This is a genomic window from Actinokineospora fastidiosa, assembly GCF_014648415.1.
GTDB lineage: Bacteria > Actinomycetota > Actinomycetes > Mycobacteriales > Pseudonocardiaceae > Actinokineospora > Actinokineospora fastidiosa.
Window position 1 is genome coordinate 1350900 of record NZ_BMRB01000002.1, and the last position, 18493, is coordinate 1369392.

The following is an 18493-nucleotide window of genomic DNA, read 5'->3' on the forward strand; positions in this document are numbered from 1 at the left end:
ATGTCCGACCCGGCCACCAGGGTCGTCGTCATCGGCGGCGGCTACGCGGGCGCGATCGCGGCCAACCACCTGCGCAAGCGCGACGACGTCGGCGTCACCGTCGTCAATCCCCGCGCCGAGTTCGTCGACCGGATCCGGCTGCACCAGTTCGTGGCGGGCACGGGCGAGGCCGTGCACGACTACGACGGCCTGCTCGGCGCGGGCGTCGGGCTGGTCGTCGACAGCGCCCGGCGCATCGACGCCGCGGCCAGGACCGTCCGGCTGGCCTCCGGGCGCACGCTGGACTACGACTACCTGGTCTACGCCGTCGGCAGCACCGGGTCGGCGCCCACGTCGGTGCCGGGCGCTGCCGAGTTCGCCCACGACGTCGCCGAACTCGAACCCGCGCGGCTGCTGCGCGCCAGGCTGGCGGAGCTGCCCGCCGACGCGCCGGTGACCGTGGTCGGCGGCGGGCTGACCGGCATCGAGATCGCGGCCGAGCTGGCCGAGCGGGGCCGGTCGATCACGCTGGTGTGCGGGCGGACCCTGGCGCCGTCGCTGAGCGCGTCGGGCCGCCGGTATGTCGCCAAATGGCTGTCCAAGCACGGTGTCACGGTGCTGGAGGAGGTCGTGGGCGAGGTGCGGGCGGACGCGGTCGTCTTCGCGGACGGGGCGGTCCGGCCGAGCGCGCTGACCATCTGGGCGGGCGGGTTCGGCGTGCCCGGCCTGGCGGCGGCGAGCGGGCTGCGCACCGACGGGCTGGGCAGGCTGCTCACCGACGAGACGCTGACCAGCGTGGACGACGAGCGGATCGTCGCGGCCGGGGACGCGGCCGCGCCGTCGGGCAGGCCGCTGCGGATGAGCTGCTACGCCGCGGCGCCACTCGGGGCGCAGGCCGCCGACACCGTGCTGAGCCGCATCGCGGGGACCGACCCGGCGACGGTCGACGTGGGCTTCCTCGGCATGTGCGTCAGCCTCGGCAGGCGCGCGGCCCTCCGGCAGTTCGGCCGCCGGGACGACACCGCGATGAACGTCTGCTTCGGCGGGCGCGCCGGGGCTGCGTACAAGGAGCTGACCTGCAACCTGGGGGTGTGGAAGATCCGCCGCGAGGCCCGTTCGCCGGGGTCGCTGCGGTGGATCAGGGGCGCGGCCCGCTCGTAGCGACCCGCTGATCATCGCCCCGCGCCCCAGTCCCAGTCGGTGAGCGCGGCCCGCATGCGCCGGGCGGCGGCCGACAGGTGCGCGTCGGCGGCCCAGTAGAGGGTGACGTCACGGCGGCAGTCCGGGTCGTCGACGGCGATCCACGCGCCGGGGACCCGCGTGGCGGCGCGGCGGGCGATGCCGGGGACGAGGCCGATGCCGAGCCCAGCGCTGATCAGCTCGGCGATGGCGCTGGGCTCGTCGCCCTCGCAGACGATCCTCGGCGTGCGCCCGTGCGCGGCGAAGAGGCGGTCGAGCAGCCTGCGCAGCCAGTGCCCCTCGCGGGCGGTGACGAACGGCTCGTCGAGCAGTTCCGCGATGCGCACCGAGGTCCGGCCCGCCAGCGGGTGGTCGAGCGGCGTGCCCACGCCCACCGGGTCGGTGAACAGCCGCGCGGACTCCAGGCCGTCGGCGTGCAGCGGCTGCGAGGCGACGCACAGGTCGACGTCCTGCGCGCGCAGGCGGCGGGCCATGTCCTCGGCGGGCGACCAGTGGAGCGCGATCTCGACGGCGGGGTGGTCGCGCTTGTAGGCGGCCAGCGGCGCGGTGAGCGTCAGGAAGGTCTCCGACGCCAGCCGCACCGTGCCGGTCCCGCCGCCGACGGCCTCGGCGACCGCGCGCCGTCCCGCGTCGAGCTCGCCGAGGGACCGCTCGACGTGCGTGCGGAAGATCCGGCCCGTCTCGTTCAGCCGGAGCCTGCCGCCTCGGTCGAACAGCGGCGCGCCCAGCTCGCCCTCCAGCCGGGCGATGGTGCGGCTCAGCGAGGGCTGGGCGACGCGCAGCTCGTCGGCGGCCCGGCTGAGGTGCTCCAGCCGGGCCACGACCAGGAACTGCCGGAGCGAGTTCAGGTCCACCATGCCTCCCGAGGCATAACGCCATAGCGATACTGATCTTGGACATGATGCCTGAGTGATCATAGCCTCTGGAGTCATGGTGAGACGGCCGAGCGAGTGGGTGTTCCGAGGAGTCGTGAGCGCGCACGTGGTGGCGGCGGTCGGGCAGCCCGTGTTCGCCGGGGTGTACCTGACCGGCGACTTCGACGGCCTGCGCTGGCACGCGGTCGGGGCGGACGTGGTCACCTCGATCGGGCTTCTGCAGTTGGTCGCGGCGATCGCGGTCTGGGCGCGACTGCGCCGGGCGTGGCCGTTCCTGACGACGTCGGCGGTGGTGGTCGCGGAGACGGCGCAGTACTTCGCGGGGCTGAACGGTGCGCTGTGGCTGCACGTCCCGCTGGGCGTGATGACCATCGCCGCGCTCGTCGTGCAGTTCATCGCCGTCTGGCGGAATCCCCTGGCGCGGACGGAGAACGGGCATGCGTGAGGGCATGAGCAGGCGGCGGGTGCTGGGCATCGGCGGGGCGCTCGGGCTGGTGGCCGCCACCGGGCTGTCGACGGCGGCGGCGCTGGCCCGCAGGCCGTCGATGACCGGGGCAGTGCTGCGCAGCGCCGTGCCGCTGCCGCCGCCGTTCCAGGCGCCGCTGCCGATCCCCGCCGTGCTGGAGCCCGTCGGCGACGGCCGGTACGAGATCACCCAGCGCGAAGCGGTCGCGGAGATCCTGCCCGGCCTGAAGACTCCACTGTGGACGTATGAGGGCACCTTCCCCGGGCCGACGATCGAGTCGCGGCGGGGCAGGCCCATCACGGTGACGCACCGCAACGAGCTCCCGGTGCCCACCGTGGTGCACCTCCACGGCGGCCGGACCCCGGCGTCGTCCGACGGCTACCCGACCGACCTGGTCCTCCCCCATGGCCACACCGCGTCGCACGCGATGCACGACCCGCGCGCCGTCGTGACCACGCTGACCCGGGACTACACGTTCCCGCTGGACCAGCGGCCCGCGCTGCTCTGGTACCACGACCACCGCATGGACTTCACCGCTCCGGCGATCTGGCGCGGCCTTGCGGGGCTGCACGTCGTCCGGGACGACGACGAGGACGACCTCGGCCTGCCCGCCGGGGACCGCGAGCTCCCGCTGATGATCTGCGACCGCGCGTTCGCCGCCGACGGCGGCCTCGCCTACCCGGCACTCGACCCGGCCCTGCGGGAGCGGCCGGGCGTGCACGCGGCCTACCTGGGCGGGGTCCTGGGCGACGTCATCCTGGTCAACGGCGCGCCGTGGCCCGTCCACGAGGTCGATGCCGCCCGCTACCGCCTGCGCGTCCTCAACGCCTCCAACGCCCGGCACTACGAGCTGGCGGCGGTCACCGACGACGGCCGTCCGGTGCCCCTGGTGCAGATCGGGGCCGACCAGGGCCTCCTTGCCGCCCCGGTCCCCCACCACCGCCTGCCGATCGCTCCCGCGGAACGCTACGACGTGGTCATCGACTTCAGTCAGGTCCGTCCGGGCGAACGGGTCAGGCTCATCAACCACCTGGGCGCCGACCGCACCCGCGACGTGATGGCCTTCCACGTCACCCGCCGAGCCCCCGACGACAGCCGCGTCCCCGACGTCCTCTCCACCGACCTGCCCACCTGGCGGCGATCCGAGGCCACCACCGTCCGCGACTTCTCCTTCCGCGCGGGCCACACCCCGCACGGCCGCGGCTGGGTGATCGGCGGGCTCCCGTTCGACCCCACCCGCACGGACGTCGCCACCACCCTCGGCGCCACCGAGGTCTGGCGGCTGATCGCCGACGTCCACCACCCCGTCCACCTCCACCTGGTCGGCTTCCGGGTCCTCTCCCGCGGCGGCCGCCCGCCGCTCCCCCACGACGCGGGGCTCAAGGACACGGTCTCCCTGCGCCCGGGCGAGGCGGTGGAGATCATCACCCGGTTCGACGGATACCGCGGGCGCTACCTGTTCCACTGCCACAACGCGGAGCACGAGGACATGGGCATGATGGCCAATCTGGAGATCACCTAGCCCGCCGTCCGGCATCATGTGGCATGCGCTGGCTGCTGACGACCGACATCGACGACTTCCTCGCCCGCACCGACGACTTCCTGCGCTCCCGCCCCGCTCTGCACACGACGCAGCTGTCCGTGGCCGAGAAGCTGCGCACCCGGGGGGCGGACGCGTTCGGCGGACGGCCCCTGCTCGGCCGCCTGGAGCACGCGGGCGAGGTCCACGCCGTCTGCTACCGCCTGCCGACCTCCGGCCTCGGCGTCACCGCGCTGACGCCCGACCAGGCCGACGCCCTCGCCGCCGACCTGCACGCCCTCGGGCACGCCCTGCCCTATGTGAGCGCCGAACACGCCACCGCCACCGCCTTCGCCCAAGCCTGGCAGCGGCGGACCGGCGCGACCCCGTCGGTGCGCGTGCGACTCCACCTCTACCGCCTCGGCACCCTCACCCCACCCGACCCGTCCCCCGCGGGCCGAGCGCGCCCGGTGGGCGGGCAGGACCACGACCACCTCCTGGGCTGGTGCCGCGACCTCGCCGCCGACCTCGGCGAGAACGTCACCATCACCGCCGACACCTGGCCCACCACCCGGTTCGCCGAGAAGACCTACACCTACTGGGAAACCGCCGACGGCGTCCCGGTCTCCATGGCGGGCCTGAACCCCATGGTCGCGGGCCAGGTCCGGGTGGACCCCGTCTACACCCCCGCCCGCCACCGCCGCCGCGGCTACGCCGCCGCCATCACCGCCGAGGTGAGCCGGGCCGCCCTGACCGCGGGCGCCACCGACGTGGTCCTCTACACCAACGCCGCCAACCCCACCAGCAACGCCCTCTACCGCCGCATCGGCTACCGCCCCATCGCCGACATCGACGTCTGCGACTTCACCTAGAGGGCAAGCCGTCCTGCCACCTCCGGCGACGGCTATGTTCCAGCCGTGACCGAACCGTCCGACACCAAGGCCGCCTACGACGCCGTCGCGCCCCTCTACGCCGAGCTGTTCAGCGACGTGCTGGAGACCCTGCCGCTGGAACGCGCGATGCTGGCCGCGTTCGCCGAGCTCGTGCGGACCCAGGACGCGGGCCCGGTCGCGGACGTCGGCTGCGGGCCCGGCCACGTGACCGCGCACCTGCACGCGCTCGGGCTGACCGCGTTCGGCGTCGACCTGTCCTCCGAGATGGTCGCCCTGGCCCGCCGCGCCCACCCGGGCCTGCGCTTCGACGAGGGGTCGATGACCGACCTGGACCTCGCCGACGGCGTGCTCGGCGGCGTTCTCGCGTCCTACTCGGTCATCCACATGCCGCCGGGGCGACTGCCCGCCGTGTTCACCGAGTTCCACCGGGTGCTGGCCCCGGGCGGCCACCTGCTGCTCGGGTTCTTCGCGGGCGACGACCCGCTGCCGCGGCCCTTCGACCACAAGGTCACGCTGGCCTACCGCTGGTCGCCGGACAGCCTCGCGGACCTGTTGCGCGAGGCCGGTTTCGCCGAGGTCGGCCGGATGGTCCGCGAGCCCCACGCGGACGAGCGGCAGTTCCGCCATGCCCAACTGCTGGTCCGCAAGCCCTGATCACGACGCGGAGTTGAGCAGATCCCGCCGCGACGTGCCCAGCTTGCGGAGGGTGTTGGCCACGTGCTGCTCGACGGTGCTGCGCGAGATGAACAGGGTCTCGGCGATCTCCCGGTTGGTGTGGCCGCGCGCGAGCAGATGGGCGATCTCCGCCTCCCGAGGGGACAGGCGGTTGCCGTACCCCCTTCTGCCGCGGCGGGACGGGATCGCCGCGCCCGCCGTGCGGGCCAGGTGACGGCAGCGGGCGGCCGCCATGGCGGCGCCCATGCGCTCGTACTCCTGCGCCAGCCGGTGCAGGGCATCGGTGTCGACCGGCGGCTGGCACGCGGCGTGTTCGGCGAGGCGGGCGGCGTGATAGGGAAGACCGAGCGCCCGGTGACGCCCGGCCGCACTGTCGAAAGTGGAGCGATCGGGCACGAGGTAGGCCCTCGCGGCGGCCAGCGCGGCCGCAGGATAGGGAGCGTCGAGGGTGGTGAGCGCGGCGTCGAACTCGTCCGCCAGCGCCCGCGCGTCGTCCGGTCGGCCCGCGGCGAGGTAGGCCTGCACGGCCTGCGGCACGAGGTCGCCCGCCCACGACCAGACTCCCTTGTGCCGCAGGAGTGCCACACCGCTGTCCGCGAGCGCACTGGCGGACGCGATGTCGCCGCGGTCGAGCCGCAGGCTGATCATCCCGCCGGTGGCCGCGATCGCGACCGGGGCGACAGCGGAGTCCGGGTCGGACATCCGGGTGGCCAGGAAGCACCGCTCGGCGCGGGACCAGTCGGCGTGGGCGAGCGCGAGCCAGCCCTGGACCAGCCGCATCTCGCTGACGATGGGCAGCGAGTGCGGGTTGGCCTCGCCGAGGGCGTCGGCGCGCCGGTCGAGACCGGCCCAGTCGCCCGCGAGCCAGTCGAGCCGCACGGCCGTGGCGTCGCCGATGTCGCGCACGTAGGGCGCCGCCGCGCGGACGGCGTGGGCGACCCCGCTGCGCAGGAACTCGCGCGCCCGCTCGTAGTGGCCGGTCCAGGCGTAGGTGTCGCCGAGGTTGCAGTGGGCCCGGGCGAGTTGCTGGACGTGGTTGTGGTCGGCCGGGTCGACCTCGCTCGGCAGGAGCCGGATCATCTCGTCGACGCCGGGCGCGCCGATCTCGTGGCGGGACTGCAGGATGCTGGCCAGCAGCGTCGTCCGGGTGGCCCCCGGCGGCAGCCTGCCGATCCGCTGGCAGATGACGTCCTGCCAGCGGCGGCACTCGTCGATCGTCTGGGTGCCGAAGTAGGGCATGGCCAGCAGCGCGATCCCGCGCAGCCGCCGGTCGTCGTCGGCGGCGGGCGGGCGCTTCATCGCCGCGGTGATGGCCTCGGCGCTGTTGGCCAGGTCGCCCGGCGTGCGGGCCATCAGCAGGGCCACGGTCACGTCGATCTCGGCGCGCGTCTGCTCGGTGAGCCTCGGGTCGGTGCGCAGCCGGTCGAGCACGGCGATCACGGCGTCGTGGCGGGTGTCGCTCAGCGCGCAGCGGCCCAGCGCGGTGATCAGCCGGGGCAGTTCGGCGGCGGGCAGGCCCGGCGCGGCCACGAGCGCGCGGAGCTGGTCGATCGCCACGTCCTGCTGTCCGGCCGCCATGGCCAGTCCGGCGGCGCGCTCGCCGTGCCGCAGCCACGCCGCGAGGTCGCCCGCACGCCGGGCGTGGGTGGCCAGCCGCAGGGCGGGCGCGCTGTCGGCCAGCACCCGCAGGGCGCCCCGTGCAGGTGCGCGCGGTCCGGGCCCGACAGCGCCTCGTACACCGCGCGGCGCGCGAACCAGGTCCGGTGGTCGTACCGGCCGGGCTCGACCTCCACCAGGAGGCCGCGGGTGTCCTCAGGACGAGCGGTGGGACGATCCGCCGCGGCGCGCAGGAGGTCGGCCGACGCGGGCTCGCCGAGGACGGCGGCGGCCTCGACGAGCGCCCGCGCCGCCGGGGACAGCGCGCGCACGGCGTCCGCGACGGCGTCCCTGACGAGCCCGGGCACCGGGGCGTCGTCGAGGAGCGCGGCCGCGGTGCGCCGGTCTGCGCGGTCCAGCGGGGGCAGCACGCCGAGCGCCTGCTCGACGAGGAACGGGAACCCTCCCGTCCGTTCCCAGAGCACCTCGGCCGCTGCCTCGGACACCGGGCCCGCCATCGCCCAGACGCCCGCCACGTCGAGCGGGCCGACCGACACCGTGGCGGCCGCGTGGGCGCCCAACTCCCGGACCGCGCTCACGGCGTCGCCGGTCAGGTCGTCGGGGCGGTAGACCACCACGAGCGTCAGACCCGGCGGCGGGTCCGCGGCGATGACCGGCAGCAGCCGCAGGGTGTCCGCGTCCGCCCACTGCACGTCCTCGATCACGAGCACCGCGCGGCCGATGGCGGCCACCAGGTCCCGCACCGCGTCGAACAGCGCGGCCGGGCGGGAGTCGGGGGGAAGCAGGTGCGCCAGCTCCGGCAAACGGGAACGCAGCGCGCCCGCGGCTGACCGCACGCTACCGAGTCTGCGGCAATCCGCGAGCAATTCTATGAATACCCCCAGCGGGAACGGGTCCCGTGGTGGCAGACAACGTCGGGTCGCCACGTGCACGCCGCGCAGCGCCGACACCGTTTCAGCTACCAGCCGCGATTTCCCGACCCCGGCCGCGCCCTCGACCAGCACCACGCCGGGCGGCCAGTTCACCGCGTCGGCCAGGGCGGCCAGCTCGCGCTCGCGTCCCACGAACCTCGGGACCAGTCCGCTACGCACGAATCCGAGAGTAGGCATGCCGGGCCCGCAGCGGAACCCGGATCGGCGGTCCGGGGGTACGTACCGATTCCCCGGTTGTTTCCCACTGTGGGCGGTCCCATAGTTCGTCGTCGCAAGGCAAATCACCGCCACCGGGGGTCGGCACCCTGCTTCGGTCGCCCGCCCGGTGTGACCGAGAGGAGAGACCGGATGCACAGGTTGCTACGCGGTGGACTCGTGTCCGCCGCCGTGGCCGCGGTGCTTGTCGGCGGGGGCGTGTCGACCGCTTCGGCGGAGGGGGTCGTGTCCCAGGCCGACCGACCCGTGCCCGGACAGTACATCGTGGAGCTTCGCGGCTCGGACGCCGTGGCGAGCGCGGCGTCGATCGCCCAGCGGTACGGCGGTCAGGTGATGGACACCTACCGGCTCACGTTCAGCGGCTTCTCCGTCAAGGGCATGACCGAGCAGCAGGCGCGGCGGCTCGCCGCCGACCCCGCGGTCAAGGCCGTCCACCAGGACGGGACCGCCCGCGCGGTCGGCGAGCAGCCGAACCCGCCGTCCTGGGGCCTCGACCAGGTCGACCAGAAGACCCGCAGTCTGGACAGGCTGTTCAAGTACCCCAACACCGCGGACGACGTCACCGCCTACGTGATCGACTCCGGGGTGAACAAGAACCACTCGGAGTTCGAGGGTCGGGCGAGCTTCGGATACGACTACGTCGACAACGACGCCGACGCCAGCGACTGCTTCTGGCACGGGACGCACGTCGCGGGCACCATCGCGGGCAAGACCGTCGGCGTGGCGAAGAAGGCGAAGGTCGTCGCCGTGCGGACGCTCGGCTGCGGCGGCTCCGCGCCCGACTCCGCCACCGTCAGCGGCATGGAGTGGGTGGCGGCCAACGGCAAGCTGCCCGCTGTGGTCAACATGAGCCTGGGCATGGACGTCGTCGGCGTGGGCGACACCCAGGTCAAGGCGCTCGTCAGCAAGGGGTTCGTCGTCGCGGTCGCCGGGGGCAACAACGGCACGGACGCCTGCCAGACCAGCCCGGCCCGGGTGCCGGAGGCGATCACGGTCGGCTGGATGAACGACAACGGCAGCCGCAGCGGCAACTACGGCACCTGCCTCGACCTGTTCGCACCCGGCGGCAACATCTACTCAGCCGACCACACCGGCGGCTTCCGCACCGGCAGCGGCACGTCGATGGCCACCCCGCACGTCGCGGGCGCCGCGGCGCTGCACCTGACCGCCAACCCGGGCGCGACGCCGAAGCAGGTGCACGACGCGCTGGCCGCCAACGCCACGCCCAACCTGGTGACCAACCCCGGCAGCGGCTCACCCAACAAGCTGCTCTACACCGGCTACATCGGCGGCGGCGACCCGCCCGCCTGCGGGAGCCGCGCCAACGACCAGGACTACGCCATCCCGGACACCGAGTCGGTGACGTCCACGGTCGAGCAGAGCGGCTGCGGCGGACAGGCCCCCGCGACGCTCGCGGTGCGGGTCGACGTCGACCACACCTACGCCGGGGACCTGGCGATCGACCTCATCGGCCCGAGCGGCGCGGAGTTCGCCCTGCGCAAGGCGGGCCCCGGGGTCGGCGGGTCCGACGGCGTCCACGAGACCTTCACCGTCGACGCCTCCGGCGAGAAGGCCGACGGCGTGTGGAAGCTGCGCGTCACCGACGTCTACCGCTTCGACACCGGCACCCTGACCGGCTGGTCGGTCACGTTCTGAACCCCGAACCCACCCTGCAACGCGAAAGGCCAGTAGTGAGAAGCAAGAAGTTGTTGGCAGCCTGCGCCATGGCGCTGGCCGCCGTGTCGCTCCCCGCGGTCGAGTCCCAGGCCGCGGCGCCGTCCGACGTGAGCGTGGCGGCCATTCCGACCGACCGGCTCGTCCCGGACGCGGGCACCCAGGTCATCAACGGCGAACGCACCACGGTGCGGGAGAACCCGTCGGTGATCGCGGGCATCCGCGTGGGCGGCGGCGGCCCCCAGGGCCAGTCCTGCACGGCGTCCGTCGTGGCCAAGCGCAAGATCCTGACCGCGGCGCACTGCATGATCGACGTCAGCGGCGACAAGAGCTACATCTACGGCGACGACGACCTCAACACCGCGGGCGACGAGACCTTCCGCACCAAGGTCGCCTCGTTCAAGGTCCACCCGAAGTACACCGGCTCCGGCAGCTGGCGGACCGGCTACGACGTCGCGGTGATCACCACCGCCGACGACATCCCGGTCCCCCAGTCCCAGTGGGCCAAGGTGGCGGGCTCGGGCGACGCCGCGCTCACCGCCCCGGGCAAGAACGGTTTCGCCCTGGGCTACGGCCGCGCGTCCAGCGGCTCCGGCGTGCTCTACCGGGCCGACATGCCCGTCAACGACGCCAACAACTGCCAGGTGTTCGACGTCCGCGTGAACCCCGACCTCATGGTCTGCGTCGGCTACAACGACGGCCGCGTGGGCACCTGCAGCGGCGACAGCGGCGGGCCGTACACGGTAGACGGCATCATCGTCGGCGTGGTGTCGTGGGGCAGCGGCCAGTGCGACCGCTACAGCATCATGGCCCGCCTGACCAACGAGATGGGCGACTGGGCCAGGACCGAGATCGGTTCCCAACAGCCGCCCGACGGCAAGTTCAGCGTGGGCGTGAACCCGGCCTCCGGCAAGGTCGAGCCCGGCAAGTCGGTGTCCACAACGGTCACGAGCACCGCGGGCGACCAGGGCCCCGAGGAACTGCGCCTCACCGCCAGCGGCCTGCCCACCGGCGCGGCCGCCACCTTCCAGCCCACCACCATCACCTCCGGCGAGTCCTCGAAGCTGACGCTCACCACCGAGCCCACCACCCCCAAGGGGACCTACAAGGTCACCCTGACCGCCACCGCCACCTCCGGAACGAAGACCACCGACTACACCCTGACCGTTGGAGACGGAGGCTCCACAGACGGCCCCCGCCCGACGGTCTCCCCCACCACGGTGACGGTCCCCCGAGGCGGCATGGCCGAAGCGACGGTCACGGTGACCGGCGGAACCGGCACGATCAGGCTGTCCGCCACCGGGATGACCTTCTCCCCGTTCTTCTTCCCCAACACAGTCTCCCCCGGCGGCACCTCCACACTCACCCAGTTCGCCCCGTTCGAGCCGGGCACCTACAAGTTGGTGATCACAGCCACCGACTCAGCGGGCAAGTCCGGCACCACCGATCTGACCATCACAGTCACCTGACCCCGTAGCGGTGGTGTGGTCGGCCCAACCACCCGACCACACCACCCCGCCAGCCGGTGACCCCGCACCCGGGACACTCCTCACCGGCCCGTGGCACACGGTCCCCTAGACGGTACGACGGGCGGTCCACGTCCAGGCATCGGTGATCACGACGCCGTCCTCGGTCGTCTGCTTGTTGGCCGACGACACGGCCATCAGCTGCCCGCCGGAGTCGGCAACCGCCGCGGACTCCGGCCACGGCGTGCCGAGCGACAGCGGTGTCGTCGAGAGGACCTCACTGCGGTTCAGATAGACCAGGGACACCGTCGCAGGCAGCTCGGCGTTCTGCTCCGTCGCCCACTCCAGCGACAACACCCCGGCGGCCAAGCTGCCCTTGATCGGCCCATGGCGGGTCGGCAGCGGGTCCGGCCAGGCCACGGTGACGCCCACGACCGTCTGGATCGCCGCGTTCGGGATGATGCCGGGCAGGCCCAGCGTCCCCGCCACCGCACTGCCCATCGACCGGGCGATGCCGATCTTCTGGTTGAGAATGCCGAAGTCGGCGGAGGGCTGGTAGACCACGACCGCGTGCCCGGTGACGTTCCCGTCACCGTCTACTTGGAACGAGAAATCCCCCCGCGCGGTGTAGCCCGCGCTCCCCAGTTCCGTCGCGCGGCTCTTGGCCGCGTACGTCGTGCCCGACCAGTGGGCCACGCCGGTCTGCCGCGCAGGCTCCGTGCCCGCGTTCGCGGTGCAGGAGGCCAGCCCCAGCATGAGCACCAGAACCCATCCCCAGTGACGCACCCTCATCTTCACGCCCCCCTTGCTCTTGATATCAGCGGCTAGCGCTCCGGGTTGATCACGATGTCGTGGCCGGACTGGAGGATGACGCCGGAGTTGACGCTGCCGCTGACCTCAAGCCAGTTGTGCACGAGGTCTCCGTGCGGGTACCGCGCGTTCAGGGCGGGGCGGAAGCACGGATGGATGCAGAAGTCCGACTCCAGCGGATGAATCGCGGTCTCCGACGCCCCGGCATAGACGTACCGGCCATCACGTCGGACGCCCAGGAAGCCCACCGCGTAGAGAAGCTCGATGACGAGGTCCGGCTCGAAGAACGCCTCGAACCGAGGATAGCCTGCCCGCAACTCCTGCCGCAGCGGGGCGAACAGCCGTGCGACGGATTCCCGCGTCAGCAGGTACGGCGCGTCCCGGAAAGCCGCCAGCAGCTCCCGCAGGAACGGGAACCGGACCCCGTACTCCTTCGGCAGGTCGGTGATCTTCCACCGGGAGAAGACGACCACCGCCCGCCGGACGTCCTTCTCGGTGATCCGGTGGTGGCCCTCGGCGAGGGCGGTGTCGCGGCACTGGTTCAGCAGCTGGATGACGTCACGCGGCCGCGGCAGCACCCGCTCGAACAGGTAGTCCGCCACGGGGGTCTCGCCGATGCGCCGAGGGAACACCTCGCCCCACAGCTCGTCCGGGCGCAGTGCGCGGCCGAGTGACGCGCTCGCCCGCGCCAGCGCCAACTCGCGCAACTGACCACTCGTCCAGTCGAGCCGGATCTCGTCGCTGTGGAACTTGTCCGCGTCGCCGAAGTCGAGCGCGTCGTAGATGTCGGACCGGAGGAACACCACGCAGCGCACCGCGTTGCCGTAGGTCATGGCGAGGTGCTTGCCCGCGAGCAGCAGGCCGATGACCATGTCCGCGCTGGAGTCGTCACCGGTCCAGATCTGCTCGATCCGGTCGACCAGCAGGAGCAGCCGCGGATCGCCGGGGGACTCCCGGAACGCCCGGCGGATGCCCGACTCCACCACGTCCAGCTGCCGCGACGCCCGCACGCCCTGGGGCGCCTTCGCCGAGTCGACGCCGACCTTCAGCCCGAACGCCTCCAGCGAGAAGTGCGAGCTGAGCCCGCGGCTGGCCTGGGCGATCCGGTCGTAGAGATCGAGGTCCTCGAGCTCTCCGTTGTCGCGCAGGAACCGGTCCAGCACCGCGACCGCCTTGGGGCGCCTGCGGCCCGCATCGCGATGGTGGTGCACCAGGTAGCGCGCGGCATGGACGGCGAAGACGTAGCGCCAGATGAGCGACTTGGCCGTCGGGGCGGTCAGTCCGGCGAGCTGGAAGCGGTCGAGTTCGGCGCCTGCGGCGTCGTCCGGGGTGATGACCCGCGTCTGGCCTGCGACCAGGTCGCCCTTCGACAGCCGGACGCAGATGGCGCTCTTGCCCGTCCCCTTGCGGCCCACCACCAGGTTCTTCCGACCCGACACGGCCTCGGTGAACGCGGTGGTGCGCATGAAACCGGTGAGCAGGAGGCCGTCCTGGTCGTCGTGCTCGGCGTCGTCGCGCCCGAAGAACAGCGGCCGCACCACGTCGACATCGTCGGCCACGACCGCGTCCTGCCGCGGCGCCAGCGTCATGACCACGGGCGGGGCGAGCGGCGCGTCCTCCAGCGCGGCCGCGAGGACGTCCCTGAACGCGGGTTCCCGGTCCATACGGTCTTCCAGCGCGAGCCGGACCCGGGTGAGCGTGCGCTCGGAGACGCCGTCAGCGCCCGCCTCGTCGACGAACTGCCGGACGGCGGTGTCGTCACCGAGATGGTGGCGGATCACCGCGCTGACGCGGGCCGCCACCGGATCGCGGCCCCCGCAAGCCCACGAACTGAGCGCGTCCAGTGCTGCGCGGATCACGGCGTCCTCCCTGACCGGGTGAAAACCAGCTTAGCGAGCGACGATCACCCGCGAAGCGTTTCGGGGAGAAGGAGGTCTAGGGCGCAACCACTTCCCGGACGAACATCACCATCGATCGCACCCCATCCGTAAAGGGTTGGACTGGATCATGCCCGCGCTTGTAGTTTGCCCCCGGACCGTGACCCCGCCCGAGGAGGTGAGACCCATGAACGCTCTGTGGGTGCTCTCCCTCCCCGTCACGGCAGGCGATTGACGTAGGTGTCGCCGGGAGCGCCTTGACCAGGCACTCCCGAAAGGCAGCACCATGAACTCCTCCCAGCCGTCGGCGGACCTGTTCGACGTGGTCATCGCCGGATGCGGCCCGACCGGCGCGATGCTGGCCGCTGAACTGCGACTGCACGACGTGCGAGTACTCGTCGTGGAGAAGGACACCGAGCCCGTCTCGTTCGCCCGCATCGTCGGTCTGCATATCCGCAGCATCGAACTGATGGCGATGCGCGGGCTGCTGGACCGCATTCTCCCGCACGGCAGGCAGCGTCCTGCGGCCGGTCTCTTCGCCGCCATCCCCAAACCCGCGCCCGAGGGCCTGGACACCGCGCACGCCTATCTGCTGGGCATCCCGCAGCCGGTCATCGTCCACCTGCTCGAAGACCACGCGACCCGGCTAGGCGCGCAGATCCGGCGCGGTCGCGCACTAGCCGGGTTCGAGCAGGACGACGAGGGCGTGACCGTCACGCTGTCCGGCGGCGAACAGCTGCGTGCGCGCTACCTCGTCGGCTGCGACGGCGCGCGCAGCACCGTCCGCAAACTGCTCGGCGTCGCCTTCCCCGGCGAGCCCGCGCGGAACGAGACGCTGATGGGCGAGATGAAAGTGGGTGTGCCGCAGGAGGAGATCGCCGCCCGGGTGGTCAAGACCCACCAACCGTTCTGGCTCAAACCCTCCGGCGAGGGGATGTACAGCGTCGTCGTCCCCGCAGCGGGAGTCACCGACCGCTCGGAGCCGCCCACCCTCGACGATTTCAGAACCGGACTGCGCGCCATCGCCGGAACCGACTTCGGCGTCCACTCCCCGCGCTGGTTGTCCCGCTTCGGCGACGCCACCCGCCTGGCCGACCGCTACCGCGTCGGACGAGTGCTGCTGGCAGGCGACGCCGCGCACATCCATCCGCCGATCGGCGGCCAGGGCCTCAACCTGGGCGTTCAGGACGCCGTCAACCTCGGCTGGAAGCTGGCCGCGCAGATCCGCGGCTGGGCGCCGGAAACACTGCTCGACACCTACCACAGCGAACGCCACCCAGTCGCGGAAGCCGTGCTGGACAACACCCGCGCCCAGACGGAACTCCTGTCCCCCGACCCAGGCCCCCAAGCCGTACGCAGGCTACTCACCGAACTGATGGACATCGCCGAGGTGAACCGCCACCTGATCGAGAAGATCACCGCACTCGACATCCGCTACGACTTCGGCGAAGGCCCCGACCTCCTAGGCCGCCGCATACCCGACATCCCCCTGAAGACCGGCCGCCTCTACGACCACCTACACCAAGCCCGCCCCCTGGTACTCGACACCACCACCCACCTCACCGTCGACGGCTGGTCCGACCGAGTCGACCTCATCCCCGACCCCACCGCCCCCCTCACCACCCCAGCCCTCCTCCTCCGCCCCGACGGCCACATCGCCTGGATCGGTGACCACCAACAGTCCCTGAACACCCACCTCACCCGCTGGTTCGGCAACCCGACGCATTAGGGCAGGCGAAGTGGCGGTTCGACTGGCAGGCGACTTGCTTCAGGGCACCCCCAGAAGGCCAAGAAAATCTCGCCGACCTCCCCATTCGGTAGGTGGCGGACTCGGTCAATGCGCTGTCGGCCTCGGTGCAGAGGTAGACGGCGTGAGTTGAGCAGGACGCCCACCTGCCACTGAACGCGCGGAGCAAGCTGGGGTGTCTCCAGGATGTGACCGCGCCGCTACCTACCCATCCCGAGCATGGAGCGTGGCGACAAGATCACTGGCGAGCAGCGTCTCAAGATTTCCTCAAGAAAGTTCGGGCAGCAGTGTCGGATCCGGGTCGTCGCGTTCGTAGCAGGGGTGAGGCTGTCCGCGAGGGGCGGCGGTGAGGTGGAGGAACGGCGATCGTGAAGCTGACGACCATGACCCAGGTCTCCGTGGACGGAGTGATGCAGGGCAACGGGGCACCTCGGATGACCGCAGGAACGGGTTCGAGCGCGGCGGGTGGGCGCTGGGGAAGGGGGACGACGAGACCAGGGCGTTCATCACCCGGACCTACCAGCGCGCAGACGCGTTCCTGTTCGGCAGGCGAACCTACGAGTTGTTCGCCCGCTCCTGGGGCGCGATCGACCAGATGCGCGCGCACCCCATCGGCGTCGCCCTGAACACGACCCCCAAGTACCTCACCTCCACCAGGCTCACCGCCCCGGGCTGGGAGGGCACGACTGTTCTCCGCGACGGCCGCGCCATCCGGGAGCTGAAGGCCAGGCCCGGCGGCGAGCTGCAGGTGCACGGCAGCGGCGTCCTGACCCGATGGCTGCTGGAGAACGACCTGGTCGACGAGATGACCCTGATCGTGATCCCGGTGATCGTCGGCCAGGGCGCGCGGCTGTTCCCCGAGACCGGCCCCGATCTCGGGCTCGACCTGGCCGAGTCGCGAGTCGACTCGAAGGGCGTGACCATCCAGGTCTACCGGCCTGCCGGGCGCCCGCAGTACGCAACGACCACGCAGTCCTGACCACAGGAGAGGATCATCCCATGCAGTACCTGGTTTCCGTGATCGACGACAAGAGCAACCCCGGCAGCACGGACCGGCAACCCGCCATCAGCGCCTTCAACGAGCGGCTGATCACCGAGGGCCACTGGGTCTTCGCGGGCGGACTCGCCGACACCGACGCGGCCACCGTCGTCGACAACCGCGGCGAGCAGCCGGTATTCAGCGACGGGCCGTTCGTGGAGTCGAAGGAGTACCTGGCAGGCCTGTGGGTGTGGGAGGCCCCGGACTTGGACGTGGCGCTCAAGCTCGCCGCGGAGGCGTCGAAGGTCTGTGACCGGAAGATCGAGGTGCGGCCGTTCCGGTGAGCGACGTCGACGCGGCGATCACCCGTGCCCACCACGACGAGTGGGCGCGGGTGGTCGCCACCCTGACCAGGCGTTTCGGTGACCTCGACACCGCGGAGGAGGCAGCGGCCGAGGCGTTCGCCGCCGCCGTCGAACGCTGGCCCGCCGACGGCGTGCCGCCCAGCCCCGGCGCCTGGCTGACCACCACCGCCACCCGCAAGGCCATCGACCGGATCCGCCGCGAGAACAAGCGCGACGACAAGCACAAGGAGGCCCGGATGGCGTACGACGACGACCCGCCCGAGCCCCCCGGCGCCATCGACGACGACCGCCTGCGCCTGATCTTCACCTGCTGTCACCCGGCACTGGCGATGGACGCCCGTCTGGCGCTGACGCTGCGCATGGTCGGCGGCCTGACCGTCCCCGAGATCGCCCACGCCTTCCTGGTGGCCGAGAGCGCCATGGGCCAGCGGATCACCCGCGCGAAGGCCAAGATCAAAGCGGCGCGCATCCCCTATCGGATCCCGTCCGCCGACGATCTGCCCGCCCGCGTCACCGGCGTCCTCGCCGTCCTGTACCTCATGTTCAACGAGGGCTACCTGGCCACCGGCCCCGGCACCGACCCGGTGCGCCACGACCTGACCACCGAGGCGATCCGCCTCACCCGCCTGGTCCGGGCCCTCCTGCCCGAGGACGGCGAGGTGGCCGGGCTGCTGGCGCTGATGCTGCTCATCGAGGCCCGCCGCCCCGCCCGCGTCTCCGCCAGCGGCGAACTGGTCGCCCTCGACGAACAGGACCGAGGGGCCTGGGACACGGCCCTCATCGCCGAAGGCCACCACCTGGTGCGCGAACGCCTGGCCGCAGGCGTGGCCCCGGGCCGCTACCAGGTCCTCGCCGCGATCAACGCCGTGCACACCTCCGCCCGCGACATCCGCGACACCGACTGGTCGCAGATCCTCGCCCTCTACGACCACCTCGTCCGCCTCGACCCCTCCCCCATCATCGCCCTCAACCGGGCCATCGCCGTCGCCGAGCTGGACGGCCCGGAGGTGGCACTCGCCATCGTCGACCGCCTCGCCGAGCCACTGGCGAACTACCACGCCTACCACGCCACCCGCGCCGACCTGCTCCGCAGACTCGGCCGAAGCCAACAGTCCCGCGCGGCCTACGACAGAGCCATCGAACTGGCGGGCAACACCGCCGAAATCGCCCACCTGACCCGCCGACGCGACCAGTTGGGATAGC

General features: G+C 72.2%; 15 protein-coding genes and 1 pseudogene. 11 read left to right on the forward strand and 5 right to left on the reverse strand.

Going from position 1 to position 18493, the window contains the following annotated elements; all coding sequences use genetic code 11:
- Positions 1 to 1140, forward strand: a complete 1140-nt coding sequence (locus IEY98_RS16145; protein ID WP_189211234.1) for an NAD(P)/FAD-dependent oxidoreductase — start codon at positions 1 to 3, stop codon at positions 1138 to 1140.
- 11 nt (positions 1141 to 1151) lie between these two features.
- On the opposite strand, the gene IEY98_RS16150 is transcribed toward IEY98_RS16145, so the two are convergent.
- Positions 1152 to 2033: a LysR family transcriptional regulator gene (locus IEY98_RS16150; RefSeq protein WP_189211235.1), complete on the reverse strand. Its 882-nt coding sequence runs from the start codon at positions 2031 to 2033 to the stop codon at positions 1152 to 1154.
- A 115-nt stretch (positions 2034 to 2148) separates the two neighbouring features.
- Here IEY98_RS16150 and IEY98_RS16155 point away from each other — a divergent pair, with 115 nt between their 5' ends.
- The 4 genes from IEY98_RS16155 to IEY98_RS16170 are packed head-to-tail and all read left to right on the forward strand — an operon-like array spanning position 2149 to position 5586.
- Positions 2149 to 2499: a hypothetical protein gene (locus tag IEY98_RS16155; protein ID WP_229786955.1), complete on the forward strand. Its 351-nt coding sequence runs from the start codon at positions 2149 to 2151 to the stop codon at positions 2497 to 2499.
- Positions 2492 to 4042 carry a multicopper oxidase family protein gene (locus IEY98_RS16160; protein WP_189211237.1) on the forward strand — a complete coding sequence of 517 codons (1551 nt, stop codon included), beginning with the start codon at positions 2492 to 2494 and terminating at the stop codon, positions 4040 to 4042. Before IEY98_RS16155 ends, IEY98_RS16160 begins: the two co-directional genes overlap by 8 nt.
- 23 nt (positions 4043 to 4065) lie before the next feature.
- Positions 4066 to 4911, forward strand: a complete 846-nt coding sequence (locus tag IEY98_RS16165; protein ID WP_189211238.1) for a GNAT family N-acetyltransferase — start codon at positions 4066 to 4068, stop codon at positions 4909 to 4911.
- A 45-nt stretch (positions 4912 to 4956) separates the two neighbouring features.
- Positions 4957 to 5586 (forward strand): class I SAM-dependent DNA methyltransferase, encoded by a 630-nt coding sequence (locus IEY98_RS16170; RefSeq protein ID WP_189211239.1) that lies wholly within the window; start codon positions 4957 to 4959, stop codon positions 5584 to 5586.
- Here IEY98_RS16170 and IEY98_RS33300 read toward each other — a convergent pair whose 3' ends face one another.
- Together IEY98_RS33300 and IEY98_RS32665 are read right to left on the reverse strand one after the other, a co-directional pair.
- Positions 5587 to 7185 (reverse strand): LuxR C-terminal-related transcriptional regulator, encoded by a 1599-nt coding sequence (locus IEY98_RS33300; protein WP_308425902.1) that lies wholly within the window; start codon positions 7183 to 7185, stop codon positions 5587 to 5589.
- Positions 7095 to 8315, reverse strand: coding sequence for an AAA family ATPase (locus IEY98_RS32665; protein ID WP_229786956.1), 1221 nt, complete (start codon positions 8313 to 8315; stop codon positions 7095 to 7097). The genes IEY98_RS33300 and IEY98_RS32665 overlap by 91 nt, the downstream gene beginning before the upstream one ends.
- Before the next feature lie 189 nt (positions 8316 to 8504).
- Between IEY98_RS32665 and IEY98_RS16180 the strand changes: the two genes are divergently transcribed.
- Both IEY98_RS16180 and IEY98_RS16185 read left to right on the forward strand, forming a co-directional pair.
- Positions 8505 to 10028 carry a S8 family serine peptidase gene (locus IEY98_RS16180; RefSeq protein WP_189211241.1) on the forward strand — a complete coding sequence of 508 codons (1524 nt, stop codon included), beginning with the start codon at positions 8505 to 8507 and terminating at the stop codon, positions 10026 to 10028.
- A 35-nt stretch (positions 10029 to 10063) separates the two neighbouring features.
- On the forward strand, positions 10064 to 11515 hold the full coding sequence (locus IEY98_RS16185) for a S1 family peptidase (protein WP_189211242.1): 1452 nt from the start codon (positions 10064 to 10066) through the stop codon (positions 11513 to 11515).
- A 105-nt stretch (positions 11516 to 11620) separates the two neighbouring features.
- On the opposite strand, the gene IEY98_RS16190 is transcribed toward IEY98_RS16185, so the two are convergent.
- Together IEY98_RS16190 and IEY98_RS16195 are read right to left on the reverse strand one after the other, a co-directional pair.
- Positions 11621 to 12304: a hypothetical protein gene (locus IEY98_RS16190; protein ID WP_189211243.1), complete on the reverse strand. Its 684-nt coding sequence runs from the start codon at positions 12302 to 12304 to the stop codon at positions 11621 to 11623.
- Between the two features lie 32 nt (positions 12305 to 12336).
- Entirely contained in the window at positions 12337 to 14181 is a 1845-nt protein-coding gene (locus IEY98_RS16195) for a P-loop ATPase, Sll1717 family (RefSeq protein WP_189211244.1), read from the reverse strand.
- 304 nt (positions 14182 to 14485) lie between these two features.
- On the opposite strand from IEY98_RS16195, the gene IEY98_RS16200 reads away from it, so the two are divergent.
- The 4 genes and pseudogenes from IEY98_RS16200 (at position 14486) to IEY98_RS16215 (ending at position 18492) form a co-directional block, all read left to right on the forward strand.
- Positions 14486 to 15928 (forward strand): FAD-dependent monooxygenase, encoded by a 1443-nt coding sequence (locus IEY98_RS16200; protein WP_189211245.1) that lies wholly within the window; start codon positions 14486 to 14488, stop codon positions 15926 to 15928.
- Positions 15929 to 16314: 386 nt separating this feature from the next.
- Positions 16315 to 16925: pseudogene (locus IEY98_RS16205) on the forward strand (dihydrofolate reductase family protein).
- Positions 16926 to 16945: 20 nt separating this feature from the next.
- Positions 16946 to 17269, forward strand: a complete 324-nt coding sequence (locus tag IEY98_RS16210) for a YciI family protein (RefSeq protein ID WP_189211246.1) — start codon at positions 16946 to 16948, stop codon at positions 17267 to 17269.
- Positions 17266 to 18492, forward strand: a complete 1227-nt coding sequence (locus IEY98_RS16215; RefSeq protein WP_189211247.1) for an RNA polymerase sigma factor — start codon at positions 17266 to 17268, stop codon at positions 18490 to 18492. Before IEY98_RS16210 ends, IEY98_RS16215 begins: the two co-directional genes overlap by 4 nt.
- Position 18493 lies beyond the last annotated feature (1 nt).